We start from the raw sequence: 26,280 nt of genomic DNA, 5'->3' as shown, positions 1-26,280 counted from the left end.
GGAGTCGAACACCATCGGTGAGCGGTAAAATGGGAGAGTGAGCTCCTCCTACACGCCAACATCAAGAGTAGCCAATCGCTACGGCACCCCCAAGCCGAAAAAGCCGTTGAGCCGCGCGCGGATGCTGGTCATCGCGGTGATCCTCGCAGCCGTGGCGGCCGTTGCCGCCGTCGCCCTCACGACCGGGAGCCCCGATGTGTCCGCCAAGGACGTCGGATTCTCGCTGGCCTCCGACGGACGGGCGAGCGTCGACTTCGAGGTGTCGAAGGATCGCGCAGCCACCGCGCAGTGCGCCGTACAGGTCCTCAGCGAGAACTATGCCGTCGTGGGCTGGAAGGTCGTCACGATCGGGCCGAACAGCGCCGAGGACGGTGCCAACAGCGGTGGAACGACGGCTCACAGGACCGACGTCCGCACGGACTCACCCGGCGTCACCGGCGGCGTCAATGCCTGCTGGATCGTCGAGGAGTGAGCAGACTTCCCGGGGCTTGTTGGGATATGACCCGCACGCCTCTAGAATGATCGGATACGTATCGCCCCGCTTCACCGGCGTACCGGGCAACCGGTCCCACGAGGCGGGGTGTTTGCTTGCCGTGCTGAGAAGTACCGTCATTGCCCGGACGAGCGACCATGAGCCACCCCTGAGCAGGCGGAGGCCGTACCTAAGGAGTTATCCCGTGTCCACGAACAGTGCCCCCGCCGCCTGGCTCACGCAGGAGTCCTATGACCGACTCAAGGCCGAGCTGGAACACCTCTCCGGTCCCGGCCGCACCGAGATCGTGGCCCGCATCGAGCAGGCCCGCTCCGAGGGTGACCTGAAAGAGAACGGCGGCTACCACGCCGCCAAGGAGGAGCAGGGCAAGGCCGAGGCCCGGATCCGCCAGCTCACCCAGCTCCTCAACGACGCCCACGTGGGTGAGGCTCCGGCGGACAACGGGATCGTCGAGCCCGGCATGATGGTCTCCGCGAGGATCGCCGGGAATGTCGAGAACTTCCTCCTCGGCAGCCGCGAGGTCGCCGGTGACACCAAGGTCGATGTCTACAGCGAGAGGTCCCCGCTGGGCGCAGCCATCCAGGGCACGAAGGCCGGCGACACCGTCACCTACACCGCCCCGAACGGCAGGAAGATCACGGTCGACATCATCTCGGCGACACCGTACGTCGGTTGACACCCAGGCTGCCGATCGGCGACCCCGGCCACTGATCACTATCGGCCGGTCAGGCAGCGTCGGTCAGGCAGCTGTTCCGAAGCGGTTCGTTCCCAAGGGAACGGACCGCTTCCGTTTGAGGAGGAACGCCGCCAGGACACCGCCGAGGGCCCCGAAAAGGTGCGCCTGCCAGGAGATGTTCGAGCCCACCGTCGGCAGTACGCCCCAGAGGATGGACCCATAGGCGGCGAAGAGGATCACGGCGAGGAGGATCTGCTTCCAGTCGCGGTTGTAGAAGCCGCGCGTGACCAGGTAGGTGAAGAGGCCGAAGACGACCCCGGACGCGCCGATGGTCAGTCCCCCTCCGAAGACCCAGGTGCCGACGCCGGACGCGAGCCAGCTGGACCCCAGCGCCACCGCGAAGCGCCGCGCTCCCTCGAGGAACGCGAGGAAGCCCAGGACCAGGAGGGGGAAGGAGTTGCTCGCGAGGTGCTCCACTCCCCCGTGCAGGAGCGGGGCGAAGACCACGCCGTCGAGCCCGTCCACGCGGCGGGGTGCGATGCCCAGCGTCCTGACCAGCTGGTTGCCGAGCAACGCGTTGAGCAGGAAGGCGGCCCACATCACGGCGACGAGGGCGACGACGGTGATCAGGCCGGTCTGGGCCCTTCGCACGAGCGGAATCACGACTCAGCCCCGGATGACCACCGGCTGGAAGCCCTCTGCGCGAAGGTTGCTGAGGACCTGCTCGCAGTGCTCATCGCCCTTGGTCTCCATGTTGATGGTGATCGCGACGTCACCCATGCTGATCGATCCGCCCACCCGGGTATGGTCCACACCGGTCACGTTCGCGTCCGATTCGGCGATGATCCTCGAAATGGTAGCGAGGGAGCCCGGCCGGTCGTCGAGCAGCATGCGCACCACGAGGAAGCGCCCTGCTGCCGCGAGGCCGCGCTGGATGACCTTCAGCATCAGCATCGGGTCGATATTGCCGCCGGAGAGAACCACGACGGTGTTCCCGGGCTTGGCTCCATTCTCCGTCAGTTTGCCGTCGAGCAGTGCGGCGACGCCCACGGCGCCGGCCGGCTCGACGACCATCTTCGCTCGCTCCAGGAGGAAGATGAGGGCACGCGCGAGGGAGTCCTCGCTGACCGTGACGACGTCGTCCACCAACTCCCGGATGATCGAGAAGGGCAGCTGCCCCGGACGTCCGACGGCGATACCGTCGGCGATGGTCGACACCTTGGTGAGGGGCACGAGCGCATCGGCGGCGAGCGACGGCGGATAAGCTGCGGCGTTCTCGGCCTGCACCCCGATGATGCGGATCTCCCTTCCGAGCTCCTTCGCCCTCGCCTTGACGGCTACGGCGACGCCGGCCAGGAGGCCTCCCCCGCCCACGCCCATGAGGATCGTGTCGACGTCGGGCACCTGCTCGAGGATCTCCAGGCCGATAGTCCCCTGACCGGCCACCACGTCGACGTTGTCGAAGGGGTGCACGAAGACCGCGCCTGTTTCATCGGCGTATCTCTTCGCCTCGGCCAGCGCCTCGTCCACGTTGTGCCCGTGCAGCACCACTTCGGCACCGTGGCCCCGCGTCGCGGCGAGCTTCGGGAGTGCGACGCCGAGCGGCATGTAGATCCGCGCGGAGATGCCGAGACGGGCGGCTGCCACCGCAACCCCCTGCGCATGATTGCCGGCGGAAGCTGCGACCACGCCGCGCTCGCGCTCGGCCTCGGTCAGCTTTGCCATGCGGTTGTAGGCGCCACGGACCTTGAAGGACCCGGCGCGCTGCAGGTTCTCGCATTTGAAGGACACCGTGGAGCCGGTCAGGCGGCCGAGGGCGCGTGACTGCTCGATGGGCGTGCGTGCGATGACGCCGTCGAGCGTCTGTTGTGCGGCCTGGACATCGGCCAGGGTCACCGGGAGGGCCGCATCCGAGGCGAGGTCGAGGACTGTTGTGCCGTACATGGAGCCGGACGGGGTTGCTACGGTCTGATCGGTCATGGGGAAAGCTCTTCCTGAAGGGCTGGCGCCGCGGGTGCGTGAAGTTCCGGGGTGTTGGCCGGCGAGGGAGGCTCCTGCTCCGCCGTCGCCGGCCCGCTAATGCCGTGCCCTCCCCCGATCGGCCAGCCTTCCTGCGCCACCACCGGATCGTATTCCCAGGCGCGGTGCGCGATGTAGCGGACGGACGTGTTGAGCACCGCCAGGATCGGGACGGAGAACAGGGCCCCCGGGATACCCGCCAGGAGCGTCCCACCTGCCACAGCAAGGACGACGGCCAGCGGGTGCAGAGCGACGGCCGGCCCCATGATGAGGGGCTGGAGGATATGGCCCTCGACCTGCTGCACGAGCAGCACGATCGCGAGCATGACGAGCGCATTGACCCATCCGTTGGTGACCAGGGCCAGCATGACGGCGACGGAGCCGGTGGCCAGCGCACCGACGATGGGGATGAAGGATCCGAGGAAGACGAGCACCCCGAGTGGGAGCGCCAGCGGAACGCCGATGATCGCCGCGCCGACACCGATGCCTATCGCGTCGACCGCCGCCACGAGCATCTGCACGCGCACGTAGCTGGCCATCGACGTCCAGCCCCGCCGGCCGGCTCCGTCCACGGCAGCTCGTGCCGGGACCGGCGCGAGTCCGACGACGAATCGCCAGATCCGTCCGCCGTCGAGCAGGAAGAAGATCAGGGTGAACACCGTCAGGAGCGTTCCCGCTCCGACGTGTCCCGCAGTCGTGCCGAAGGAGAGTGCACCGCTGAGGATCGAGGCGCTGTTGTTCTGGGCTGCGTCGCCGATGTCCTGGAGGAACTGGTCGATCTCCGACGTCGTGAGCCGCAACGGGCCCTGTGACAACCAGTCCAGCGTTTGCTGGATCCCGGCGCGGGCTTCACTCCACAGACTGGTGAATCCGAGTGCGAGTTGCTGCCCCACCAGCAGGAGCGCCGCTGCGATCACGCTGAAGAACCCGACCAGTGTCACGGCGACCGCCAGCCCGTTTGGCATGCGGCGGCGCAGCGCGTTCTTGACGGGCATGAGCAGGGCGGCGACGAGGCCCGCGATCATGAGCGGTATGACGAGGAGCGAGACCATGCCGAGCAGGTAGACGAGGACGCCCCCGACGACGACGACGAGCCCGATGCGCCAGGACCAGGAGGCTGCAACGCGAAGCGCGAAGGGAACGTCCGTGCGGTCATCGGTCCGGGGGGCCTGCCGGTCTGTCGCTGGTGGCACCGGCAGCGGCCCGGGCATTGCGGCGGCTCCGCGGCTCACCGCACGCTGGAGGACGCGCTGAGGTTTCGCTCCGGGGAGACGCTGCATGGGCCAATCTTTCCATAGAAGGCCCAGGCGTCCCCTATCCGAGACCTGGCAGTATGCCCCATTCTGCGGAGAATGACGCACCGGCGTCGAGCCAGCGCAGTCCCTCGCCCGAGTTGAGGGCATTCGCCGGCGCGGTCATCGGCTCGATCGCGACCGCCTTGTCCACGCCGGGATAGATGGTGCTCACGTAGACGTGCGCATAGGCGAACGACCCATCCGCCCAGAGGGTGACCTTGCGGCCGTCCGGGGCGGACAGCACGTGCTCATAGCGGTCCCCGACCATCGCCAGGCCGGTGAAGGCGGTGTCGAACTGGACGTCGCCGATCCGCTGCCCCTTCCGCAGGTCGCGCTGTCCGGTGACGGGTACTTTTCCTGTCGGGATGGACCGGTCATCGGACTCGAACATTTCGGCCGCCAGCAGCGTCAGGGTGAGGTCCTCCGTGGGAACGTCGGAGATCTTGAGATAGGGGTGCGCGCCGAGGGCGAAGGGGGCGGCGTCGTCGGACAGGTTGCTGAGCTCCTGCGTGACCGTCAGCTGCTGTTCCGTCAGTTGGTAGGTGGCCCGGTGCAGCAGGTGGAACGGATAGCCGTGCTGCGGGAAGATCTCGGCTTCGAGGACTATCCGGGCCGGTGCGACGTCGATGGCCTGGTAGCCGGTGTTGCGGAGGAGTCCGTGGCTGGCATTGCCCTTGGAGGGCTCCGTGATGTCGAGCCTCTGCTCCTTGCCGCGCAGGGACCAGCGGCCGTCGGCCACGCGGTTCGGCCACGGAGCCAGGAGGATGCCGCCACCGCCCGCGGGGATATCGCCGTCGCCCCATGTCTCCGTCAGGGCCGTGCCGCCGACCTCGTAGGAGCGCAGTGCTGCTGCGAGGCTCGCTACGACCACGGTCGAGGCGCCTGCCCGCAGCGTGTAGTTGATGCCGCTTGCCGGGCGTGGAGTCGCTGAGGTCATGCAGCGATGCTACCGCCGGGTGCGACGCACCCTGCCTGCTGCACGTGGGTGGCGCGAACGCCTATGATACGTTTTGTTCGTTTCAGTGCGGACTAGTTCGATTGCCCGCCTGTCCACGAGATGCAAGGAGGGTCATGCTCGCAGCAGAGCGCCACGGAGTGATCCTCGAACGCCTGGCCCACCAGCCCGCGGTGCGTGTCAGTGGACTCGCACTGGCCCTCGGCGTCTCCGAGATGACGGTCCGACGTGACATCGACATCCTCGAAGCCCGGGGTGCCCTGGTCCGGGTCCACGGAGGAGCAGTCCGTCCCGGCAGCCTCAGTTCGGTGGAGGCCGACTTCGATTTCAACCGGACGCGTGGCGGTGAGGCGAAGCGGCGGATCGCGGCCGCAGCCGTATCGCTCCTGGCTCCCGGCATGACCGTATCCATCACGGGTGGCACCACGACCTACGCGCTGGCTCCCCTCCTCTCACGTGTGCCGGGACTGACCGTCATCACCAACTCCCTGCCCCTGGCCGACGAGCTCCATCGGCTGCACACCGCCAACCAGGGCGACGGCGCTGCGCAGGTCCTGCTCTCGGGCGGGCAACTCACGCCATCGAAGGCCCTGGTCGGCCCGCTCGCCACCCGTGCCATCGAATCCCTCCATGCGGATCTCTGCTTCATGGGTGCCCACGGCGTCGATGCGTCCGCCGGCATCACCACCCCCAACCTCGCCGAGGCGGACACCAACCAGGCCTTCGTCCGCAGCTGCGGACAGCTCGTCGTCCTCGCGGACTCGAGCAAGATCGGCGTCGTCAGCCTCGCCCGCGTGTCCACCCTCGACGCCGCCGCGGCCCTCGTCACCGACCGCCGGCCCGGCAGCGACTACGCCGCACTCACCCGGATCCTTTGTGACCCCGTTCCCGACCCCCACCTGGAAGAGCGCCCATGACCCACGTCACCCCTACCCGCCTGTCCGACGGGCGCGAACTGATCTACTTCGATGCGCGCGAGGAGAGCGCTGCCCGGCACCGGAATGCCGATGCCACCCGCGACGAGCGCGGACTGCCGGCACGCGGCCCGGCCGGTACGGCTCGGTACGACGCCCTGTCCGGGGAGTGGATCGCCGTCGCCGCCCACCGTCAGTCGCGGACGCACCTGCCACCCGCCGACCAGTGCCCCCTCTGCCCGACGACGGCGGCGAACCTCTCGGAGATCCCCGCCTCCGACTACGAGGTCGTGGTGTTCGAGAACCGCTTCTCGTCCTTCGGCCCGGATCTCGGCGATCTCCCGCCCGCCCCGGGATGGGGTACGACGACGACGGCCTACGGTCGGTGCGAGGTCGTCGCATTCGATTCCGCGCACGAGGGCTCCTTCGGCTCCCTCGGCCCGGAGCGCGCACGGACCGTCATCGACGCGTGGGCCCAGCGCACCGAGGCCCTGTCGGCGATGCCGGGCATCAAGCAGGTCTTCTGCTTCGAGAACCGCGGTGCGGACATCGGCGTGACCCTGCTGCACCCGCACGGGCAGATCTACGCCTACCCCTTCATCCCACCGCGCGCCGCCACGCTTGCCGCCCGGGCACACGAGTTCTTCGAGGCGTCCGGCGGCACCCGGACGCTGATGGGCCACGCGCTGGCTGCGGAACGGGAGTCCGGAGAACGCATGGTCATCGAGGGAGAGCACTTCAGCGCCTTCGTCCCCTTCGCCGCCCGCTGGCCGCTCGAGGTCCATCTGGTCCCCCACCGCCACGTCGCCGACATCGCCGGCCTGACGGGCGAGGAGCGCGACGAGCTCACCACCGTCTACCTCGACCTCCTCGGCCGGCTCGACGCGCTCTACCCGACCCCCACCCCGTACATCGCGGCGTGGCAGCAGGCCCCGATCGACGACGTTCTCCGCCCGACGAGTTACCTGCACCTGCAACTCACGTCGCCCCGCCGGGCCGCCGATAAGCTGAAGTTCCTCGCCGGTTCGGAAGCCGCGATGGGTGCCTTCATCAACGACACCACCCCGGAGAAGGTCGCGGACGCACTCCGCGCCGCCACTCCGGCCCCCGCAGCTCCAGCCCGGAAGGACCAGGCATGACCTCCAGCCCCCTCGACCTTGCGGCGGCGTTCACCGACCGCTTCGGCACCGAACCGGACGGGCTCTGGTCGGCGCCGGGACGCGTCAACGTGATCGGTGAGCACACCGACTACAACGACGGCTTCGTGCTTCCCTTCGCCATCAAGCATTCGACGACGGTGGCGGCCGCCGTCAGGCCCGATCGGATCGTCCGGGTCGCCTCCACCTTCGCGCCCGAAGAGGCACCCGTGACCGCGGATCTCGACGCGCTCGAGGAAGGGAGCGTGAAGGGCTGGGCCGCCTATCCCCTGGGCGTCCTCTGGGCCATGGAGCAGTCGGGGTACCGATGCCCCGGCATGGATCTGCTCGTGGACTCGTCCGTGCCGGTAGGCGCGGGGCTCTCCTCTTCCGCGGCCCTCGAGTGCTCGGTCGCCGTCGCGGTCAACGACCTGTCCCAGGCCGACGTGTCCCGACGGGAGCTCGCAGTCATCGGACAGCTCGCCGAGAACAGCATGGTCGGGGCGCCGACGGGCATCATGGACCAGTCTGCGTCCCTCCTCGGCGAGGTGGGGCACGCGGTCTTCCTCGACTGCAGATCCGGCGAGTCCCGCCTGGTTCCGCTCGACCTGGAGGGAGCCGGGCTCGAGCTCATGGTGATCGACACCCGCGTCAGCCACTCGCATTCCACCGGCGGCTATGCCGCACGCCGTCGCTCCTGCGAACTCGGCGCGGAACTCATGGGAGTGCCCGCCCTTCGCGACCTCTCGGTCAAGGATCTGGCGGAGGCGGCCGGCGTCCTCGACGAGGAGACATTCCGGCGCGTGCGGCACATAGTGACCGAGAATGCCCGGGTCGAGGACGCCGTCCAGGTCCTCACGAGCAAGGGACCGGCCCAGCTCGGGCCACTGCTCGTGGCCAGCCACGCCTCCATGCGAGACGACTTCGAAATCTCCTGCGCAGAGCTGGACACCGCCGTGGATGCGGCGCTCGACGCCGGCGCCCTGGGCGCCCGCATGACGGGCGGCGGCTTCGGCGGTGCCGCGATCGCGCTGGCGCGGGCCGACGACGTCGCCGCCATCGGTTCAGCGGTCGAGAAAGCCTTCTCCGCCGCTGGATTCCGCGCGCCCATGATCTTCAGCGTCCTTCCCGGCGCCGGCGCCGCCCGGATCGCCTAGGGACTGCCGAGACAGCAGAGGACCCGCAACCGAAAGGTCGCGGGTCCTCTGCTTCGGTCGCAGCCGTCGGTCGCTGCCGGCAGCTGCTGTGCTAGTCGCTTCTGTGCTAGTCGCTGCCGCGGATGATCGCGATGAGGCGGAGGATCTCGACGTACAGCCACACGAGCGTGACGGTGAGGCCGAAGGCAGCCGTCCATGAGTACTTCTGGGGAGCTCCGTGCCGCACACCCTCGCTGATCGAGGTGAAGTCGATGATCAGGGAGAACGCCGCCAGTCCTATGGCGAAGATGCCGATAACGAGACCGAACGGAATGCCGTTCTCGAAACCGAACATCCCCTGCGTGCCCGGGATGCCACTGCTGCGCAGACCGAACATGCCCTCCGTCGCGCCGAAGAGCATCAGACCCAGATTCAGCAGCGAGAACGCTGCGTAGCTGATGAGCGCGATCATGAAGAACTTCATCGCCTTGGGGGTCGCGCGCACCCTGCCGCTCTTGAAGAGCGCGAGTGTCACGCCGAAGACCACGAGCGTGCCGAGCACGGCCTGCATGGCGATGCCGGGGAACTGGGCCTCGAGGAACATCGTGAGTCCGCCGAGGAACAGACCCTCGAGACCCGCGTAGGCGAGGATCAGCGCGGGCGACGGCTCGCGCTTGAATGCGTTGACGAGTCCGAGCACGAAGCCGCCGAGCGCCCCGATCACCATCAGGGGAAGGGCGAGACCCGGAAGGACGAACGCCGGGATGGCAGCGCCGACGAGCACGACGCCGATGCACAGCAGTGTCTTGACGATGACGTCGTCGAACGTCATGCGCCCCGTCTGGGCGGGACCCGCCGATGGCTGGTTGTACATGTGCTCCAGCTGCTGCTGGTTCGCGATGGTCTGGCCTGCGTACGTCGCAGTACCGACGCCCGCCGCCTGGTTGCCTCGGGTCGCGGATCGGAAGTTCTTTCCGTTGAATACCGGATTGCCGCCAAGTGCCATTTCTGTTAGTCCTCCATTAGGGGGCTGAGTGTTCCTGCAAACCCTACCAATGCCAACGGTTCAGCGGCGTTTTCGTTCCCTCCAAGGGTCCTACTGACCGGCGGCGTTCCGTGGAAAATTACAACACCGAGAAGCTTCGGTTAAACATTCGTTACCGAATCGCTACGTTGCCGGGATGCTTTTGCGGAATGCCGAAACATGCCGCTAGTAACATGATCCCCACGCCCGTGACACTCGTCACAACAGTTGATCCCGACGCCTGGCCGCCGGGCCTGCCCCCACCGTGGAGGTTCCCATTTTGATCACCCTATCGACGCCTGCACGGATCTGGAGGTCGCTGCTCCTTGTACTCGGCTTCCTGGCCATCGTGCTGCTCGGCGCCCCCCCGGCGCAGGCGTCTCCCCAGTTGCCTGTACCGGCGACACACCAGGTGCAGCCAGCGTCCGCTGTGCAGGCACAGGAGTTCGACAACAGCATCGGCGGTGTCCTGCGAGGGGTCGATGGCCCCATCGCCGACGTGACGGTCACCGCGACCGGCAACGGCTTCGAGGGAGAAGCCACCTCCGGCCCGAACGGCGCCTGGAGGATCGGCGTCCCCGAGCAGGGTACCTACGAGGTGGCCATCGACGAGGACACCCTTCCCGACGGCATCACACTCGCCGAGGGCCAGGAGAACCCCCGTGAGGTGACGTTCGCCAATACCTCCAGCGCGACGACGCTGTTCCTGTTCGGTGAGGGCATCGTCTCCCAGCAGGCTAATTTCCTGGATACCCTCGCCGAGCGCGCACTGGCGGGCTTCAGCTTCGGCCTCCTCCTCGCGCTGAGCGCCGTCGGCCTCTCCCTGATCTTCGGCACCACCGGGCTCACCAACTTCGCCCACGGCGAGATGGTGACACTGGGAGCCGTCCTCGCCTTCGCCTTCGCAGCCGCCGGACTGCCCATCGCCGTGGCGATCGTGCTCGCCGTCATCGGCGGCGGGCTGCTCGGTTACGTCCAGGACGCCGCGCTGTGGAAGCCGCTGCGGCACCGCGGCACCGGCCTGGTCCCGATGATGATCGTGAGCATCGGCTTCGCCCTGGCGCTCCGCTACATCATCCAGTTCTACTTCGGCGGGGCGACGCAGCAGCTGCCCGGCTCGCAGGGCGCGATCATCAACCTGGGTTCGGTTTCGATCTCCCGCAACAACCTGACCTCGCTCATCGTGAGCCTCGTGATCATCCTGGTGGTCGCGTTCCTCCTCCTCCGCACCCGGATCGGCAAGGCCACGCGCGCCGTGGCCGACAACCCCGCGCTGGCCGCTGCGTCCGGCATCGACGTGGATCGCGTGATCCGGATCGTCTGGGTCATCGGCGGGATGCTCGCAGCGCTCGGCGGTATCCTCTGGGCGTACTACCGCCCGGGCGTCTCCTACAACATGGGCCAGCAGATCCTGCTGCTCATCTTCGCCGGCGTCACCCTCGGCGGTCTGGGCACCGTTTTCGGCGCCCTCGTCGGTTCCATCATCGTCGGCCTGTTCGTGGAGATCTCCACGATCTGGCTCGAGGCAGACCTCAAGTACGTAGGGGCGCTGCTGATCATGATTCTCGTGCTCCTGTTCCGGCCGCAGGGTATCCTCGGCCGCCGAGAGCGCATAGGTTAGGGGCTCCCCATGGACTTCGGAAACATCCTCGTCAACGCCTTCGGCGAACTGATCAGCCCGACGACGGCGGCCTACGCGCTCGCCGCCCTCGGCCTGGCCGTGCACTTCGGCTACTCGGGCCTCCTGAACTTCGGACAGGCCGGATTCATGGCCGTCGGCGCGTACGGGTACGCCATCTCGACCCTCTCCTTCAACGCGCCGCTGCCCGTCGCGGTCCTCGTGGCGCTGCTGTCGTCGGTGATCTTCGCGATCGTGCTCGGCATACCGACCCTCCGCCTCCGGGCGGACTATCTCGCGATCGTCACCATCGCGGCAGCTGAGATCATCCGCTATATCGTGACCACGAACGGCCTCACGGATGTCACGGGTTCCGCCAACGGGCTCGCGGCCTTCGAGGGCGGATTCTACGGCCTCAACCCGTTCCCTCCCGGCAGATACAACATCGGCCCGCTCGGAATGAACGAGCGGGACTTCTGGATCCGCATCGTCGGCTGGAGCGTCGTCATCATCGCCTGCCTCGTGGTCTGGCTCCTGATGCGTAGCCCTTGGGGACGCGTCCTGAAGGGCATCCGCGAGGACGAGAACGCCGTGCGCTCGCTCGGCAAGAACGTCTACGCCTACAAGATGCAGGCCCTCGTGATCGGCGGAGTCCTCGGATCCCTGGCGGGCATCATCTTCACGCTCCCCCGCGGCGCCGTGCAGCCTGCCAACTACGCGACGGAACTGACGTTCTTCCTCTATACATGCCTCCTCCTCGGCGGCATGGCCACCGTCCTCGGGCCGGTCATCGGCGCGATGATCTTCTGGGTGGTGCTCTCCCTCACGCAGGGACTGCTCTACGGCGCGATCGAGGTCGGCGCCATTACGTTCCTGACCAACTCACAGGCCGGCCAGCTCCGCTACATCCTTGTCGGTGTGGCGCTGATGCTGCTCATGGTCTTCAGGCCGCAGGGCGTCCTGGGCAACAAGAAGGAGTTGGCGTTCGCATGACCGGCAACCACGACGACAGCCATCGACACGACACCACGGGAACTCCCGACGACGACGCCCGGTCCACCGGTGGCGCACATGCGGCGAACGCCCCCCAGGACGCCGTCGGCGGGGACGCCTTCAACGTCGGCTCCCCTGCGTCCCCCTCGGAACACCCGGCGGGATCCCCGCCGGTGCCGTCGCCGGGGCAGCGTGACTACATGACGGACTCCGAACCGATCACCACCGACGAGACGGGCCCGGGGTGCCGCAAGCGGGATCCCATCGTCGTCGCGAGGAACGTGACGCGCAGCTTCGGCGGCGTCAACGCCGTCGACGTCGAGTACCTGGAGATTCCCCGGCACAAGATCACGGCCCTGATCGGACCCAACGGAGCCGGCAAGACCACCCTGTTCAACCTGCTCACCGGATTCGACATCCCCAACAGCGGTGACTGGGAGTTCGACGGTACGCCGCTGGCGAAGGTGGCCTCGCACAAGGTCGCCCGCATGGGCATGGTGCGCACCTTCCAGCTCACCAAGGTCATGGGCAAGCTCACGGTCATGGAGAACATGAGGCTCGGGGCCACGGACCAACCGGGCGAGAGCCTGGCCCGCGCTCTTTTCAAGGGCATCTGGGGTAAGCGCGAGCGCGAGATCACCGCGCAGGCGGAGGTGCTGCTGGCCAAGTTCAAGCTCGACACCAAGCGTGACGACTACGCGGCGTCGCTCTCGGGCGGACAGCGGAAGCTCCTCGAGATGGCGCGGGCGCTCATGGTGCGCCCGCGGCTCGTGATGCTCGACGAACCGATGGCGGGCGTCAACCCTGCGCTGACGCAGTCCCTCCTCGATCACATCAAGAACCTCAAGGCCGAGGGCATGACCGTCCTCTTCGTCGAGCACGACATGCACATGGTCCGCCACATCGCGGACTGGGTGGTCGTCATGGCCGAAGGCAAGGTCGTGGCGGAGGGTCCTCCGAACATCGTGATGAAGGACCAGGCCGTCATCGACGCCTACCTCGGCGCACACCACGATGTCGACCTCGGCGATTCCACGGGCATCGAGCGGCTCGAGGAGGAGCTGGCTCACGACGAGAACTCGGTCGTCGGTACCGAGGACGAGGGCATCCTCGGCCACGGCGTCACGGAGGTCGGCGGCGCAGGCGCCGCGGACTCCACCCACAAGGATGAGGAGACGAAGTAATGGAGGAATTCGAGGGCGACTCCGTCGTCAAGGTCACCGATCTCGTTGCGGGCTACATCCCCGGCGTCAACATCCTCAACGGCTGCAGCATCGAAGCCCGGCGCGGTGAACTGATCGGCATCATCGGCCCCAACGGTGCGGGCAAGTCGACGCTCCTGAAGGCGATGTTCGGGTTGGTGAAGGTCCACTCTGGCACCGTCATCGTTCGCGGCCAGGACCTGACCGGGCTGAAGGCGAACCGGCTCGTCAGCCGAGGTGTCGGGTTCGTGCCGCAGAACAACAACGTCTTCGGGACGCTGACCATCGAGGAGAACCTTCAGATGGGCATGTACCAGCGGCCCAAGGACTTCAAGGAGCGCTTCGATTTCGTCACCGGGCTGTTCCCCGAACTGGGGAAGAGGAAGGCCCAGCGCGCCGGGTCACTCTCCGGTGGAGAGCGGCAGATGGTCGCCATGGGCCGTGCCCTGATGATGAATCCCGCGGTACTGCTGCTGGACGAGCCGTCCGCGGGCCTCTCCCCCGTGAAGCAGGACGAGACGTTCCTCCGCGTCCATGAGATCAACCGGGCGGGCGTCTCCGTGATCATGGTGGAGCAGAACGCCCGTCGATGCCTGCAGATCTGCGACCGCGCCTATGTGCTGGACCAGGGCAAGGACGCGTACACGGGCACCGGCCGCGAACTCATGAAGGACCCTAAGGTCATCCAGCTCTACCTCGGCACGCTCGCGGATACCGCCTGAGCCGGGACCGGTGATTCACCGGGTGCGAGAGTAACCCGGGCGCAAAGCGCAAGGGGTGGGCGGAACCGGCAGCGGTTCCGCCCACCGCCGTTTAACGACCGCTACGTTGGGGGAAGAGAGACGGGGCAGGACGACGGAAGGATGCCGGACACATGGCAGGACTGGCCAGCACCACGATCGGCAAGGGATTCGAGGTCCTGTTCCGCGGCATCAAGCACGTACGCCGACACCGCCCCATCCATACGCGGGGACTGAGGCTCGACGGCGACGTCGAGGTCCACGACCATGGCCTCCGCAGCGGGATCTCATGGATCGACCAGCCGAGCGCGGGCCCGGCCACGGCACGGGTCTCACGATCGGCGGGGACCCCGGACGGGCTGCCGGACATCGTCGGCCTCGCGGTGCGGATCCATCATCCGGAAGCCGCCCCGGCACCGTCGACGTTCTCGGACATCCTGCTGTCCTCGACCGGGTGGTCCTTCCCGGCGCGTTTCGCCCTGGTCCCCCGGCTCCGCACCTCACGGGCTCCCCTGACCACGATGATGCCGTACCGCGGCGAGCACGGCCCCGTGCTGCTCGGGGCCCGGACGCTCACCCCCTCGGGCTTGCCCTCCTCGCTGCGGGCGTTCGAGCGCGTCCTGGGGGCCGCTCCGTGGCAGCTCGGCCTGTACTTCGCGACACCGCGCGGTCCATGGCAGCACTTCGGTACCCTGACGCTCCGCCTGGATCCGCAGGGTGAGGAGAAGGACCTGCGCTTCGACGCCGTCCTCCATCCCCTGGCCGGTGCCGGAACCTACGACTGGTCCCGAACGGTGCGCGAGCCCTCCTACGCCCTCTCCAGGCGCGAACCAGGGGACTCCTGACCCACTCCTGCAGGGCGGGCAACGGGTAGACGCCCAACGGGCGTTCTCCAGGGCGGCCAGGGTCGGTGTGCCATGCGCACAGCACGAAGGCCCCAGCTGCTCCTTCCGAGGGGAAGGGCGGCTGGGGCCTCCTTGTGCTTGTGCTACCTACCGGGGCGGAGCCCCGACGTGTGCCCTAGAGCTTTCCGACCTCGGAACGGCTCGGCTGGGGCTTGTTGTCGGCGTCGTACTTGTAGATACCGATGGCGGCCTCGGTCGGGTCACCATTCTCATCGAAGGTCACGGGACCGGACACCCCCTGGTAGTCGATGTCTTCGCCTTCGCGCAGGAGCGTGACGCAGCCCGCGAAGTCGAAGCACTCGGTGCCTTCCTTCGACACGGCCTCGAGCTGCTTGGCGATCTCGGTGCCCTCGACACTCCCCGCGGCTTCGGACGCCAGCGAGATGAGGTTGACGGCGTCATAGCTTTCACCGGAGTAGGCGAAACTGTTCAGGGCGGGGTCGACCGTCGCGAGGGCTTCCTGGAAGCCGGTGCCCGTGAAGGGGCCGGGGATGGTGCCCTGGGCTCCTTCGAGTGTTCCCGGTTCGAGGTCCTTGCTGTAGTCGGACGTGTTGCCGTCCACCATGAAGAGGGTGCTGGCATCGATACCCTTGGCGACCAGCAGCGGGACGATGCTCTTGGCCTCGTCGAAGCTGATCAGGACGACCGCATCGGGCTTGGCGGCTGCGATTGCATCCACCTGGCTCGAGAACTGCGAGTCACCCGTATTGAACATCTCATTGGCAACGACCTGGCCACCCGCTGACTCGACGGTCTCCTGAATAGTGCCCTGCAGACCGGTTCCGTAGGCGTCGTTCAGGGTGATCATGCCTACCGTCTGCGCGCCACAGGTCATGATGTAGTTGCCGAGCGTACGGCCCTGCAGAACATCAGAGGGAGCGGTGCGGAAGTACAGTCCCTTGTCATCCCAGGTGGTGAACTCAGCTGCCGTGTTGGCCGGCGAGAACTGCACGACGCCCGCGCCAGTGATCTGGTTGATGACGGTCTTCGAGACACCCGACGATGCGGCACCGACGATTGCGCTGACATTCTGTGACAGCAGGTCTCCGACGGACTGGGTCGCGATGTCGGTCGTTGTGTCACCGGAGTCGCGGTGGGTGATCGTGATGTCCTGTCCGAGGACGCCGCCGGCCTCGTTGATTTCCTGGACAGCGAGGTTGACGCCTGCGATTTCTGGCGGGCCGAGGAACGCGAGGGTGCCGGTGGTCGGCAGGATGGAGCCGATCTTGAGGGGCTCCGGGCTGGTTGTCGTAGCGGCCGGGACGGCGGCAGGATCACCCTTCTCGCCCTGCTCCTCGCCGGTGCCGCCTTCGCTCTCGGGGCACGCCAGCGCCGACGTAGCAGCAGCAGCGCTGGTCTCGGTGTCGGCACCGTCGCCCTCGGAACCCGTGGTTCCGCCGCCGCCGCAGCCTGAGGCAAAGAGCGCGATACCCAGGCTCAGGGCAGCGACCTTCGCCGTGCGCGGGGCATTCTCCCCGATGCCGAACCGCGCGGAGTTGCGTGTTGCAATCATCAATTAGTCTCCTCGACCGAAAGGCTCTTGCTGCCTTTGATGCGATTGCCAGGTGTTCCTGGCTTGTAGAAAAGCTAATCGAAATTTGTGTCTGAGATAAGGGAATCGGGTTACATCCTTGTAACGCTCATCACAGGCGGCCAAAAGCACTCTTGACAGTGGATGCAGTTCGGGGCATCTTCTCTCGACCCCTGGATGCGGGATGCAAGCGCGATCCTGCCGATGAGGGTGCCCCAGCAGGGACTCGAACCCTGACTGAACAGATTTTAAGTCTGGTGCCTCTGCCATTGGGCTACTGGGGCCGGCCGCGGCATCAGCCTACCCCGGACAGGAAGGCGACCCGACGACGTGAACGTGGAGGGATGCCGGAGGATTTTCCGGGAAACACGAATCCTCGAACCGGCAGACGCAGAGCGACGGCGACCCCCCGAAGGTGGCCGCCGTCGTTCATGCGCTCGAGTGGAACTGGTGCGTCAGGCGGAAGCCTTCGCCGCTGAAGCCTGGCCCGCAGGTGTCGGCGGCTGGCTCTGCAGCGCCGTGTCCTTCCTCGGCGACGGCGTGGCCGCCTCGCGGAACTGGCGCCTCGGCTCCTGGAGGTCGGAGATCGGGGCGAGGTCGCGGCCGAAGAGGAAGCTCATGCTCCAGTTGATGATGACGCGCGCCTTCCGCTCGTACATGGGCATCGCGAAGCCGTGGTATCCACGGTGCGCGAGCCAGGCCGGGAAGCCCTTCATCCCGAAGCCCATGATGTTCGCGACACCCTTGAACTGGCCGAAGCCGGCGACGGCGCCCAGGTTGGTGTGGCGGTATTCCTTGACCTCACCGATGCCGTGGTTGGAGGCGAGGATATTGGCTGCGAGCAGCTTCGCCTGGCGCACGGCGTGCTGGGCGTTGGGTACGCAGAAGCCGCCCACTCCCCCACCGGTCAGGTCGGGAACGGCTGCCACGTCACCAGCGGTCCAGGCATGGTCGATGGGTCCGTCATCGCCCGTGATGCGCAGTTCGGACGAGGCGCGGACGCGGCCGCGCTCATCGACCGGGAAATCCGTGGAACGGACCACGGGGTTGGCCTGGACGCCTGCGGTCCAGATGAGGGTGTCAGTGGTGAACTCGTCGGCCGGCGTCTTGTCCGGCATGTTGATGAGCTTGAGTGTGCCGTCGACGGCGCTGGACAGCGAGGTGTTGAGCAGGACCTCGATCTGGCGTGACCGGAGGTGTCCGACGACCCACTCGGCCTGCTTGGCCGTGACCTCCGGCATGATGCGTCCCATGGCCTCGACGAGGACGAAGCGCAGGTCGGAGCGGCTGAGGCGGCTGTTCGCCTTGACGGCCTCGCGGGCAGCGTCCTCCATCTCGGTGATGGTCTCGATACCGGCGAAACCGCCGCCGACGACGACGAAGGTCAGGGCACGGTCGCGCTCGGGACCCTCGGGCATGACGGAGGCGGTCTCGATGCGCTCGAACATCCGGTTGCGTAGCGCCACCGCTTCCTCGATGGTCTTCAGGCCGATGCCCTGGTCCTTGAGACCCTCGATCGGGAATGTACGCGTGATGGACCCTGCTGCGACGACGACATCGGTGTACGCGAGCTCGAAGGGCTCACCCTCGCCTGTCGGAGCGATCGTTGCGGTGCGGCCGGCGTGGTCGATCGACGTGACCTTGCCCGAGATCAGCTCGGTCTTCCGCAGGTGCTTGCGGTGGGACACGATCGCGTGGCGCGCCTCGATGCTTCCGGCGGCGACCTCGGGGAGAAAGGGCTGGTACGTCATGTAGGGCAGGGGATCGACCAGGGTAACGATGCCACCGTGGTCCTTGATCTGCTTCTGAAGCCTGTGCGCGACGTAGAGGCCGACGTAACCGCCGCCGACGACGAGGACGCGCGGGCGGTCGGAGAAATGTGGATTCGATGCCATTCCTCGATGTTACCGGAGTTTGTGAAAATCTTCACTAGCTCGGGGGCGCTCCGGGAACACCTCGTGACGACTGCTCGCCCCCCGCGTCCGGAACGCGTTCGATGGTGCCGGTATCGTCCTCCGGAACCACTGCCGGACGTCCCCGGACCCGCGCTACGTGCAGGGCTCCACCTGCGATGACGGCAAGCATCAGGCCGCCGAATCCGAGCACCACCAGAGCCGGGACGTCATGCACCGACTGGAGTGGATCCTCGGCCTCGGGTGCCGGCGGCGGAGGAAGGACCTCCACCGGTACCTCGCTCGGAGGGGCGGGCTGCGGCGCCGGGACCTGCCCGCCACGCCGGTAGACCTGGATCCACTCCTCCATGCTGCCGAGGCGGTTCTCCTGCGGCACCGTGATGTCCTTACCGACGGCGGCAGCCACGTCCAAGACGCCGAAGCCGTACAGGGTGTCGAATCCCGGCTCGCCGGCGTCCTTCGCCGTGTCGACGATGCGGTTGACGACCTCCGCCGCCGACAGGTCCGGATACCGGGACCTGATGAGGGCGGCGACGCCGGACACGAGGGGAGCAGCGCCCGAGGTCCCGGACCAGTCGGCGTAGAAGCCGCCGGGAAGTCCTCCGACGAGGTTCTCCGACGGCGCGGCGACAGCGATGCTGATGCCCTCGGAGGACGCTTCCGTACTCGCGCGGCCCGCCCTGTCGAGTCCGGCGACGGCGAGGACGCCGGGAATGGTGGCGGGCGCTCCGACCTGCGTCAGGCCACCGGCACGGTTGCCCGCGGCGGCGATGATGACGACGTCGTTCTGCTCGGCATACAGGAAGGCCTCGTCCCAGCTCTCGGGCCATGCGGTGCTGGTGCTGCCGAGCGACATGTTGATGACGTCGGCTCCGTTGTCCACGGCCCAACGGACGGCGTTCGGCACCTGCTGATCGACCGGGATACCGGCGGGATTCGGGCCACTGCTCTGCCCCTCGATCCATACGGAGACCGCGAGGAGATCGGCCTCCGGCGCCACGCCGACGATCCCGTCCGGACCGTCGCCGTACTGGCTGAACGGTTCCGGCTTCGGCGTCGGCTTTGCCGGCGGCGTCGCCTTGCCGGTGCCGGCACGGCTGGGTTCGGACGTCGATCCGGGGCCGGCTCCGGGCGCCTCGGGCTCGTCGCTGTGCCCTCGCCCGGCGAGCAGGGTGCTGACCAGGGTCCCGTGGCCCGGCACCTCGCCGATACCACGCTGTCCGTCCGGATCGCCCGCGCCCGAGGCATCGGTGCCCCCGACGACGGCCCCCGCGAGGTCGGGATGCGTGCCGTCGACCCCACTGTCGATCACGGCCACGGTGACGCCCTCGCCCTGCGTGCTCTTCCATGCTTCGGCGATGCCGTAATCCTCGAGCCAGTACTCCTTGGCCCGCATGTCGTCGGCGGAGGCCGGAACTGCGCCAGGAAACAGCACGGCCGGGACCACGACGACGGCCGCTGCCGCCCGGATGGCCAGCCGCGTTCGGGTGCGCATCAGCTCACCCGTCCCGCTCCGCGAGGCTCAGCGCTATGCCGTCGAGGATGTCGTGCTCGCTCGCGATGGCTGTGGCGACGCGTCCGGAGGTCACGGCGGTGACGCGCTCGACGATGGACATCCAGATGAGGGCGCCCGCACCGATGACATCGACGCGTCCGGGGTGCATGTAGGGCAGCGCCGCCCGCGCGTCGCGTGACAGGTGCAGGAGGTCCGACGCCGCTGCCAAGATGGCGTCGGTGGTCAGCTCGGCCCCGTGGATCCTGTCGGGGTCGTAGCCGGGCAGGTGGAGGGCGTGCGCCGTCACGGTCGTCACACTTCCCGCGACACCGACGATCTTCGTGATCCGCTCCAGTGGGACCTCGGCCGCGGCCTCGTCCATGAGCCGCCCCACCTCAGCGGTCATGGCCTCGATCTGCGCCGGGCTCGGCGGGTCGTCCTGAAGGAAACGCTCCGTGTAGCGGACGCAGCCCATGTCGGTGCTCCGGGCGGCGATCAGGCCCTCGGTGGTGCCCGCCACGAACTCCGTGCTGCCACCACCGAGGTCGATCACCAGGACGGTCTCGTCGTCGGCCGTTGCGAGGACGCTGACCGCTCCATCGAAGGAGAGACGCGCCTCCTCGTCACCGGAGACGACCTCGGGCTCGACTCCGAGGCGCGCCCGGATACCGTCGACGAAGACCTTGCGGTTCTCGGCGTCGCGCGATGCCGACGTCGCCACGAAACGGACGGGCGGGGCACCGTGCTGCTCGATGAGCGCGGCGTACTCCTCGGCTGCCGCGAAGGTACGTCCGAGTGCCGCCTCCGACAGGCGCCCGGTCGCGTCGACGCCTTCGCCGAGGCGCACCACGCGCATGAGTCGCACGACGTCGGTGAGGACACCGTCCTCGATGTCCGCGATCAGGAGGCGGATGGAATTGGTGCCGCAGTCGATGGCAGCTGTGCGCATCAGATCTCCTCGCTGGGTGCGGTGTGAAGGGGTTTCGGAGGGTTCGCAGGCCCGGCATCGGCTGCCGGATCACCCGCTGCTGCGCCGCGCCTCCTGGCTTCGCGCTTCGCCGCGAGGTCTTCGGAGCTCAGGCCCTGGGTCAGGGTATGCCTGCTGAGGTCGGCGTCGGGTGCCTGGCCCGTGGTGTCCCAGGCACCTTCGCAATAGCAGCGCTCGAGCGTCCACCACGGCGCTATCCGATCGATCGCCTCGTCGCCCAGCGGGTTGACGCCCGGTCCGGCTGCGAGGGCATGTCCCACCAGCACGTGGAGGCACTTGACCCGCGCCGGCATGCCGCCGGCGGAGACACCGTCGATCTCCGGAACGTGTCCCGTCCCTGCCCGTTCTCCGACGGCGTCCCGAGCGGCGAGGTACGCCTCGTGGGCGGCACGGTACGCGGCGGAGAGGTCGGCGTCGGAGGTGAGGCGGTCGCTCATCTCGGTCATGACGCCGTCGGCTTCGAGGCGGGACACCGCGGACGTGATGACCGGGTGGCTGAGGTAATACGTGGTCGGGAAAGGAATGCCGTTCGACAGTCGGGGGGCCGTCGTGGCGACCAGCGGATTTCCGCACACGCATCGCGCGCCGATCTCGACGACGTCGCGGACAGGACGTCCGAGCTGTCTGCTGAGGACGTCGAGGTCGCGTTCGCTCGGGATCCTGGAAACCTGGGCCTGGCGAAGCCGCCTGCCCCCTTCATCCTGCTGGTCCTGCTCGGTCACACTGTTCCTTCCTGGGATGCCCTGGGAGGGCGTCCGTTCCTCGACAGGCCGTCGACTCGCTCCGGGAGGGACAGCCTCCTGACGCTCAGTCCGTCGCTGCGCGCGCCACCGAGCTCCACAGGGAGTCCACCCACGGCAGGTCCGCCGGCTCGGCTGCCGATCCCTCGCCGGTGCTCTCCTCGATGCCTGCTCCGCCCTTGACGAGGTAGCGGGTCTCGCCCGGCATCACCAGGAAGATCCGCTCGCGCGCCTGCTGCTTGACGAACGCGGGGTCATCCCACCGTGCGAGCTCGGACTGGTTGTCCGCCTGCTCCTGCTGCTGCCGCGCGATATCCGCGCGCAGGGCGTCCAACTCGGACTGCTGTTGCACATAGCGGCTCACGGACGGCGCCAGGAGCACGATCACGGCGATGAGGACGACGGCGAGGGCGAGCAGGCGTCCCGAGAAGGATTTCGCCGGGATGGGCGTCGCTTCCTCGGCAGGCTGGATCGGTGACTCGGCTCGCCGTGACCCGAGCCGCCCGCGGCGAATGCTGCCGGCCAGCTGCGACCTCTCGGCCGCCCGTATCTCTGACGCCGAACCCGACGTGGCAGCGGCCCTGGGAGCGCCCGCGCCGGCCCGCGCCGATGCCGGTGCTCCCGCTACTCCGGCCTGGCGCGGCCTGGAGGGAGTGCTCCTTCCGGCGTCACGGGGATCCTTCGTCGCAGAGGGACCTGCGGCGCGGGGCGTCGCCGGCTTGCGCGGGGTGGATCCGGGGTCGCGCGGCTGGACAGATCGGGAGCCCTGCCCGCGGGCACCTGCCCGTGATGCTGCTCCGGCATGGGCCGTGGTTCCCGCTCCGAGGGAACCACGGCCAGGGTTCTGGCCGTTGGCCGTCCCCGCGTCCGACCGTTCCTCCGCCGCCGGCGTCGGACGGCCGGCTCGCGGCACGTTGGGGCGGCGGGCAGTCATGAAGCTCCTCGTTCATTCTTTCGCGTAGATTCGCGTCGGACTTCTTGCGAAGTCCGTATAACGAGGGTAACTGCCGTCCTGATCAACTGCGGATCAACTACGCCGTGAAACGCGGGAAGGCAGCACGGCCGGCGTAGCGTGCGGCGTCGTCGAGCTCCTCCTCGATGCGCAGCAGCTGGTTGTACTTGGCGACACGCTCGCTACGGGCGGGCGCGCCTGTCTTGATCTGGCCCGCATTGGTGGCGACGCAGATGTCGGCGATCGTGGTGTCCTCGGTCTCGCCGGAGCGGTGCGAGGTGATCGTCGTGTAGCCGGCGCGCTGCGCCATCGAGATCGCGTCGAGCGTCTCGGTCAGGGTGCCGATCTGGTTGACCTTCACGAGCAGCGAGTTCGCGGTGTTGTTCTGGATGCCCCGGGCGAGGCGCACCGGGTTCGTGACGAACAGGTCGTCGCCGACCAGCTGCACCTTGTCGCCGATCGAGTCGGTGAGGTGCTTCCAGCCCTCCCAGTCCTCCTCGTCGAGGGGATCCTCGATGGAGACCAGCGGGTAGTCGCGGACGAGCTCCACGTAGTAGGCGCTCATCTCCTCGGTGCTGAGGGACTTGCCCTCGAACTGGTACGCACCGTCCTTGTAGAACTCGGAAGCGGCGACGTCCAGTGCGAACGCGATGTCCGTTCCCGGCGTGTATCCGGCGCGCTCGACGGCGGTGGTGATGAGGTCCAGTGCGTCGCGGTTCGACGGCAGGTTCGGGGCGAAGCCGCCTTCGTCGCCGAGGCCCGTCGCCAGGCCCTTCTCCTTCAGCACGGACTTGAGTTCGTGGTAGACCTCGACGCCCCACCGGAGGCCCTCCGAGTAGGTCTGCGCGCCGAGCGGCACGATCATGAATTCCTGGATGTCGACGTCGGAGTCCGCGTGTGATCCACCGTTGAGGATGTTCATGAGGGGGACGGGCAGGACGTGCGCGTTCGGTCCGCCGAGGTAGCGGTAGAGCGGGAGGGCCGAGGACTCGGCTGCTGCGCGGGCGATGGCGAGGGAAACACCGAGCATGGCGTTTGCGCCCAGGTTCGACTTGTTCTCGGTGCCGTCCAGGTCGATCATCGCCTGGTCGATGGCGCGCTGGTCCGCGGCGTCGAAGCCGAGGAGCGCGGGCTGGATCTGCTCGATGACGGCTTCGACGGCCTGGAGGACGCCCTTACCGAGGTAGCGGTCCTTCTCGCCGTCGCGGCGCTCGTTTGCCTCGAAGGCGCCAGTGGATGCACCGGAGGGGACGGCGGCGCGGCCGAAGGTGTCGTCGTCGAGCAGGACCTCGACCTCGACCGTGGGATTGCCGCGGGAATCGAGGATTTCCCTCGCGTGGATGGCATCGATGATGGCCATGGAATTGCTCCTCTTCGTTGGAGTGTAGGGGTTCACATCGTGTTGGGACGTCTTTGTCAGAGCAACGGAGGTGTTGCTCCCAGCGTAGTTCACGCCGGTGCTGCGCGTCGGGTGCATGCCCTTCGTGTGACGCGCACCGGCGTCACCCCGGCGTGGAGGCCGTGGCACCGCATCACGTATTCCCGGCTGCACGGTCCTGGTAGTCGGTCACGGCCCGGCGCAGTGCCCTCTCCGGATCGATCCCGAGATGGACGGCCCGGCGGGTGAGGTCCAGCAGGGCTTCTCCGAGCGCCGCCTCGTCGTCGGCCGGACGGGAATCGTGCGCCGGGCCGGCGTCGTCGATACGTCCGGCACTGTTCATGGGTCCGGCACTGTTCATAGGTCCGGCATTGTTGATCGGTCCGGTGAGGCCGGCGTTCTCGATGGCTCCGTCGGCAGCCCCCTCCCCCGCCCGCTTGAGCGTCTTCGCGGCGAGCGCCAGCGCGGGGAGGTGACGCGGGATGCCGTCGAAGGGTGAAGAGCGCAAGGGCTTCTCCCGGCGCTTGACGGCGTGCCACGTCTCGACGATCTCGTCCGTCGACGCCGCGGAGCCCGAGGAGATCGGCAGCAGGTTCCCGTCCGGGGAGAAGACGTGCGGATTGCGGCGCACCAGCTTCTCCGTCAGCCCCGCCGCGACATCGGCCAGGTCGAACACCTCCTTCTCCGCCTGCAGTTGCGCATGGAGCACTACCTGGAAGAGCACGTCTCCCAGCTCGCCGCGCAACTCATCGAGCAGCTCGGGCGAGGGCCGCTCCGCGCGCGTGACGTCGTCGACGGCTTCGTAGAGTTCGTAGGTCTCCTCCACCAGGTACTCGAGCAGCGACGCGTGGCCGAGTGCCGCCGTCCAGGGGCAGTGCCTGCGGAGGAGGGCCACCACCTCGACGAGACGATCCACTGCCGCACCCGGGGACGCCCCGGGTACGGCGTCGGACGGTGGAACCCCTGCACCCGTCACTGCGCCCCTCCGTGCATCCGCTATTCGGACGCCTGGCGCACGGCCCTGTCGAAACTCGACGTGATGTGCTCGGCGAGCGCCTCGCGGTCCTCGAGCGGCAGGAAAGCGGCGTCGACGGCGTTGAGCGTGAGTTCCAGGACGTCCCCGAGGTCGTAGCCGAAGGTGTCCACGAGCAGCTCGAACTCACCAGTCAGCGTCACGCCGCTCATCAGCCGGTTGTCGGTGTTCACGGTGACCTTGAAGCCCAGCTGGTACAGCAGGTCGAAGGGGTGCGCGTCGATGGTGGTACCGAAAGCCTCGATGGCCCCGGTCTGCAGGTTCGACGACGGGCACAGCTCGAGCGGGATCCCGCGGTCGCGGACCCACGAGGCGATGCGCCCGAGGTTCGCGATGCCGACCTCCTCGCCGTCCGCCGCCTCCTCGTCCTCGGACTCCTCGATCTCGATGTCCTCGGCGATGCGGACACCGTGACCGAGGCGCAGGGCACGGCCCGCGACGAGCGCATCCTGGATGCTGTCGAGGCCCGCCGCCTCGCCCGCGTGGATGGTCACGGGGAACTGCTCGGAGGCGAGGTAGGTGAAGGCGTCGGCGAAGCGCGAGGGCAGGAAGCCGTTCTCGGCGCCGGCGATGTCGAAGCCGACCGCACCCGTGTCGCGGTGGCGGACGGCGAGTTCCGCGATCTCCTGGCCGCGGTCGGCGTGGCGCATCGCGGTGATCAGTTGCCCCACCTGGATGACGCGGCCGGCGGCTATCGCCGCAGCGGCTCCTGCCTCGAGCCCCTCCTGCACGGCCTCCACGGCCTCGTCCAGGGTCAGGCCCTTCTGGGTGTGCTGCTCCGGAGCCCAGCGGACCTCCCCGTACACGACGCCGTCGAGCGCGAGGTCCTCGACGAACTCGCGGGCGACACGGATCAGGCCGTCGCGCGTCTGCATGACGGCGATGGTGTGGTCGAAGGTCTCGAGGTACCGCACGAGCGATCCCGAGTCCGCCGATTCGCGGAACCAGGCCCCCAGGGACTCAGCGTCCGACGCGGGCAGTTCGTGGCCGATCTCTGCGGCGAGCTCGAGGATCGTGGCCGGCCGCAGCCCGCCGTCGAGATGGTCGTGCAGGGAGATCTTCGGAAGGGTCTGGATGTCGATGGCAGCGTCGGAGACGGCGTCGTTCTGGGTCTGGGTCACGCCTTCCAGCCTACGCGATGCCC

General features: G+C 67.9%; 24 protein-coding genes and 1 tRNA gene. 10 read left to right on the top strand and 15 right to left on the bottom strand.

Annotated elements, in window-relative coordinates; all coding sequences use genetic code 11:
• The first annotated feature begins 37 nt into the window (after positions 1 to 37).
• Both RCH21_RS11605 and greA read left to right on the top strand, forming a co-directional pair.
• Positions 38 to 472, top strand: a complete 435-nt coding sequence (locus RCH21_RS11605; protein WP_326964489.1) for a DUF4307 domain-containing protein — start codon at positions 38 to 40, stop codon at positions 470 to 472.
• 205 nt (positions 473 to 677) lie between these two features.
• Positions 678 to 1,169, top strand: a complete 492-nt coding sequence (gene greA, locus RCH21_RS11600; RefSeq protein WP_235830601.1) for a transcription elongation factor GreA — start codon at positions 678 to 680, stop codon at positions 1,167 to 1,169.
• Between the two features lie 63 nt (positions 1,170 to 1,232).
• On the opposite strand, the gene RCH21_RS11595 is transcribed toward greA, so the two are convergent.
• From RCH21_RS11595 to RCH21_RS11580, 4 genes are all read right to left on the bottom strand, one after another.
• Positions 1,233 to 1,832 carry a rhomboid family intramembrane serine protease gene (locus tag RCH21_RS11595; protein WP_326964488.1) on the bottom strand — a complete coding sequence of 200 codons (600 nt, stop codon included), beginning with the start codon at positions 1,830 to 1,832 and terminating at the stop codon, positions 1,233 to 1,235.
• A 3-nt stretch (positions 1,833 to 1,835) separates the two neighbouring features.
• Positions 1,836 to 3,113, bottom strand: coding sequence for a threonine ammonia-lyase (ilvA, locus tag RCH21_RS11590; protein WP_326964636.1), 1,278 nt, complete (start codon positions 3,111 to 3,113; stop codon positions 1,836 to 1,838).
• 32 nt (positions 3,114 to 3,145) lie between these two features.
• On the bottom strand, positions 3,146 to 4,399 hold the full coding sequence (locus tag RCH21_RS11585) for an AI-2E family transporter (protein ID WP_442784708.1): 1,254 nt from the start codon (positions 4,397 to 4,399) through the stop codon (positions 3,146 to 3,148).
• Positions 4,400 to 4,502: 103 nt separating this feature from the next.
• The gene (locus RCH21_RS11580; RefSeq protein WP_326964486.1) at positions 4,503 to 5,420 is read right to left on the bottom strand and encodes an aldose 1-epimerase family protein; all 918 of its coding nucleotides are present in this window, start codon (positions 5,418 to 5,420) and stop codon (positions 4,503 to 4,505) included.
• 134 nt (positions 5,421 to 5,554) lie between these two features.
• Here RCH21_RS11580 and RCH21_RS11575 point away from each other — a divergent pair, with 134 nt between their 5' ends.
• From RCH21_RS11575 to galK, 3 genes are read left to right on the top strand one after another with little or no spacing between them, the layout of a single operon-like run.
• Positions 5,555 to 6,355 (top strand): DeoR/GlpR family DNA-binding transcription regulator, encoded by an 801-nt coding sequence (locus tag RCH21_RS11575; RefSeq protein WP_326964485.1) that lies wholly within the window; start codon positions 5,555 to 5,557, stop codon positions 6,353 to 6,355.
• Positions 6,352 to 7,491 (top strand): galactose-1-phosphate uridylyltransferase, encoded by a 1,140-nt coding sequence (gene galT / locus RCH21_RS11570; RefSeq protein ID WP_326964484.1) that lies wholly within the window; start codon positions 6,352 to 6,354, stop codon positions 7,489 to 7,491. Before RCH21_RS11575 ends, galT begins: the two co-directional genes overlap by 4 nt.
• Positions 7,488 to 8,645: a galactokinase gene (gene galK / locus RCH21_RS11565; RefSeq protein ID WP_326964483.1), complete on the top strand. Its 1,158-nt coding sequence runs from the start codon at positions 7,488 to 7,490 to the stop codon at positions 8,643 to 8,645. The genes galT and galK overlap by 4 nt, the downstream gene beginning before the upstream one ends.
• Positions 8,646 to 8,751: 106 nt before the next feature.
• Here the strand turns inward: galK and RCH21_RS11560 are convergent, their stop codons facing one another.
• A complete protein-coding gene (locus tag RCH21_RS11560; RefSeq protein WP_120148320.1) occupies positions 8,752 to 9,630 on the bottom strand; it encodes a Bax inhibitor-1/YccA family protein in 879 nt (292 codons plus the stop codon).
• Positions 9,631 to 9,928: 298 nt separating this feature from the next.
• Here RCH21_RS11560 and RCH21_RS11555 point away from each other — a divergent pair, with 298 nt between their 5' ends.
• The 5 genes from RCH21_RS11555 to RCH21_RS11535 all read left to right on the top strand — a co-directional run bounded on the left by RCH21_RS11555 (position 9,929) and on the right by RCH21_RS11535 (position 15,046).
• The gene (locus RCH21_RS11555; protein ID WP_326964482.1) at positions 9,929 to 11,269 is read left to right on the top strand and encodes a branched-chain amino acid ABC transporter permease; all 1,341 of its coding nucleotides are present in this window, start codon (positions 9,929 to 9,931) and stop codon (positions 11,267 to 11,269) included.
• Positions 11,270 to 11,278: 9 nt separating this feature from the next.
• Positions 11,279 to 12,259, top strand: coding sequence for a branched-chain amino acid ABC transporter permease (locus tag RCH21_RS11550; protein ID WP_326964481.1), 981 nt, complete (start codon positions 11,279 to 11,281; stop codon positions 12,257 to 12,259).
• 200 nt (positions 12,260 to 12,459) lie between these two features.
• Positions 12,460 to 13,443: an ABC transporter ATP-binding protein gene (locus RCH21_RS11545; protein WP_326964635.1), complete on the top strand. Its 984-nt coding sequence runs from the start codon at positions 12,460 to 12,462 to the stop codon at positions 13,441 to 13,443.
• The gene (locus RCH21_RS11540) at positions 13,443 to 14,183 is read left to right on the top strand and encodes an ABC transporter ATP-binding protein (RefSeq protein WP_326964480.1); all 741 of its coding nucleotides are present in this window, start codon (positions 13,443 to 13,445) and stop codon (positions 14,181 to 14,183) included. Before RCH21_RS11545 ends, RCH21_RS11540 begins: the two co-directional genes overlap by 1 nt.
• Before the next feature lie 152 nt (positions 14,184 to 14,335).
• Complete coding sequence (locus RCH21_RS11535) at positions 14,336 to 15,046, top strand: hypothetical protein (protein WP_326964479.1); 711 nt, start codon at positions 14,336 to 14,338, stop codon at positions 15,044 to 15,046.
• 175 nt (positions 15,047 to 15,221) lie between these two features.
• Here RCH21_RS11535 and RCH21_RS11530 read toward each other — a convergent pair whose 3' ends face one another.
• From RCH21_RS11530 to RCH21_RS11485, 10 genes are all read right to left on the bottom strand, one after another.
• Positions 15,222 to 16,619 (bottom strand): ABC transporter substrate-binding protein, encoded by a 1,398-nt coding sequence (locus RCH21_RS11530; RefSeq protein WP_326964478.1) that lies wholly within the window; start codon positions 16,617 to 16,619, stop codon positions 15,222 to 15,224.
• 229 nt (positions 16,620 to 16,848) lie between these two features.
• Positions 16,849 to 16,921 (bottom strand) — tRNA-Leu (locus RCH21_RS11525).
• A gap of 171 nt (positions 16,922 to 17,092) precedes the next feature.
• Positions 17,093 to 18,532 carry an NAD(P)/FAD-dependent oxidoreductase gene (locus tag RCH21_RS11520; RefSeq protein WP_326964477.1) on the bottom strand — a complete coding sequence of 480 codons (1,440 nt, stop codon included), beginning with the start codon at positions 18,530 to 18,532 and terminating at the stop codon, positions 17,093 to 17,095.
• Positions 18,533 to 18,566: 34 nt separating this feature from the next.
• On the bottom strand, positions 18,567 to 20,045 hold the full coding sequence (locus RCH21_RS11515) for a S8 family serine peptidase (RefSeq protein WP_326964476.1): 1,479 nt from the start codon (positions 20,043 to 20,045) through the stop codon (positions 18,567 to 18,569).
• Between the two features lie 4 nt (positions 20,046 to 20,049).
• Positions 20,050 to 20,997, bottom strand: a complete 948-nt coding sequence (locus tag RCH21_RS11510) for a Ppx/GppA phosphatase family protein (protein WP_326964634.1) — start codon at positions 20,995 to 20,997, stop codon at positions 20,050 to 20,052.
• Positions 20,994 to 21,755 carry a DUF501 domain-containing protein gene (locus RCH21_RS11505; RefSeq protein WP_326964475.1) on the bottom strand — a complete coding sequence of 254 codons (762 nt, stop codon included), beginning with the start codon at positions 21,753 to 21,755 and terminating at the stop codon, positions 20,994 to 20,996. Before RCH21_RS11505 ends, RCH21_RS11510 begins: the two co-directional genes overlap by 4 nt.
• 85 nt (positions 21,756 to 21,840) lie before the next feature.
• Complete coding sequence (locus tag RCH21_RS11500; protein ID WP_326964474.1) at positions 21,841 to 22,707, bottom strand: septum formation initiator family protein; 867 nt, start codon at positions 22,705 to 22,707, stop codon at positions 21,841 to 21,843.
• Between the two features lie 97 nt (positions 22,708 to 22,804).
• On the bottom strand, positions 22,805 to 24,085 hold the full coding sequence (gene eno / locus RCH21_RS11495) for a phosphopyruvate hydratase (RefSeq protein ID WP_120148331.1): 1,281 nt from the start codon (positions 24,083 to 24,085) through the stop codon (positions 22,805 to 22,807).
• 172 nt (positions 24,086 to 24,257) lie between these two features.
• Positions 24,258 to 25,079, bottom strand: a complete 822-nt coding sequence (locus RCH21_RS11490) for a MazG nucleotide pyrophosphohydrolase domain-containing protein (RefSeq protein ID WP_326964473.1) — start codon at positions 25,077 to 25,079, stop codon at positions 24,258 to 24,260.
• Positions 25,080 to 25,099: 20 nt separating this feature from the next.
• Positions 25,100 to 26,257: an adenosine deaminase gene (locus RCH21_RS11485; protein ID WP_120148332.1), complete on the bottom strand. Its 1,158-nt coding sequence runs from the start codon at positions 26,255 to 26,257 to the stop codon at positions 25,100 to 25,102.
• Positions 26,258 to 26,280 lie beyond the last annotated feature (23 nt).

Source organism: Arthrobacter sp. PL16, assembly GCF_035985055.1.
Taxonomy (GTDB): Bacteria; Actinomycetota; Actinomycetes; order Actinomycetales; family Micrococcaceae; genus Arthrobacter_D; species Arthrobacter_D cheniae.
Note: the sequence above shows the minus strand (reverse complement) of the source record. Positions and strands in the feature narration are given on the sequence as shown.

Bases quoted from the DNA above. Each gene is read 5' to 3' on its own strand.
- ilvA (WP_326964636.1), bottom strand. From the start codon at position 3,113: ATGTACGGCACAACAGTCCTCGACCTCGCCTCGGATGCGGCCCTCCCG.
- RCH21_RS11585 (WP_442784708.1), bottom strand. From the start codon at position 4,399: ATGCCCGGGCCGCTGCCGGTGCCACCAGCGACAGACCGGCAGGCCCCC.
- RCH21_RS11580 (WP_326964486.1), bottom strand. From the start codon at position 5,420: ATGACCTCAGCGACTCCACGCCCGGCAAGCGGCATCAACTACACGCTG.
- RCH21_RS11575 (WP_326964485.1), top strand. From the start codon at position 5,555: ATGCTCGCAGCAGAGCGCCACGGAGTGATCCTCGAACGCCTGGCCCAC.
- galT (WP_326964484.1), top strand. From the start codon at position 6,352: ATGACCCACGTCACCCCTACCCGCCTGTCCGACGGGCGCGAACTGATC.
- galK (WP_326964483.1), top strand. From the start codon at position 7,488: ATGACCTCCAGCCCCCTCGACCTTGCGGCGGCGTTCACCGACCGCTTC.
- RCH21_RS11560 (WP_120148320.1), bottom strand. From the start codon at position 9,630: ATGGCACTTGGCGGCAATCCGGTATTCAACGGAAAGAACTTCCGATCC.
- RCH21_RS11550 (WP_326964481.1), top strand. From the start codon at position 11,279: ATGGACTTCGGAAACATCCTCGTCAACGCCTTCGGCGAACTGATCAGC.
- RCH21_RS11545 (WP_326964635.1), top strand. From the start codon at position 12,460: ATGACGGACTCCGAACCGATCACCACCGACGAGACGGGCCCGGGGTGC.
- RCH21_RS11540 (WP_326964480.1), top strand. From the start codon at position 13,443: ATGGAGGAATTCGAGGGCGACTCCGTCGTCAAGGTCACCGATCTCGTT.
- RCH21_RS11535 (WP_326964479.1), top strand. From the start codon at position 14,336: ATGGCAGGACTGGCCAGCACCACGATCGGCAAGGGATTCGAGGTCCTG.
- RCH21_RS11530 (WP_326964478.1), bottom strand. From the start codon at position 16,619: ATGATTGCAACACGCAACTCCGCGCGGTTCGGCATCGGGGAGAATGCC.
- RCH21_RS11520 (WP_326964477.1), bottom strand. From the start codon at position 18,532: ATGGCATCGAATCCACATTTCTCCGACCGCCCGCGCGTCCTCGTCGTC.
- RCH21_RS11515 (WP_326964476.1), bottom strand. From the start codon at position 20,045: ATGCGCACCCGAACGCGGCTGGCCATCCGGGCGGCAGCGGCCGTCGTC.
- RCH21_RS11500 (WP_326964474.1), bottom strand. From the start codon at position 22,707: ATGACTGCCCGCCGCCCCAACGTGCCGCGAGCCGGCCGTCCGACGCCG.
- eno (WP_120148331.1), bottom strand. From the start codon at position 24,085: ATGGCCATCATCGATGCCATCCACGCGAGGGAAATCCTCGATTCCCGC.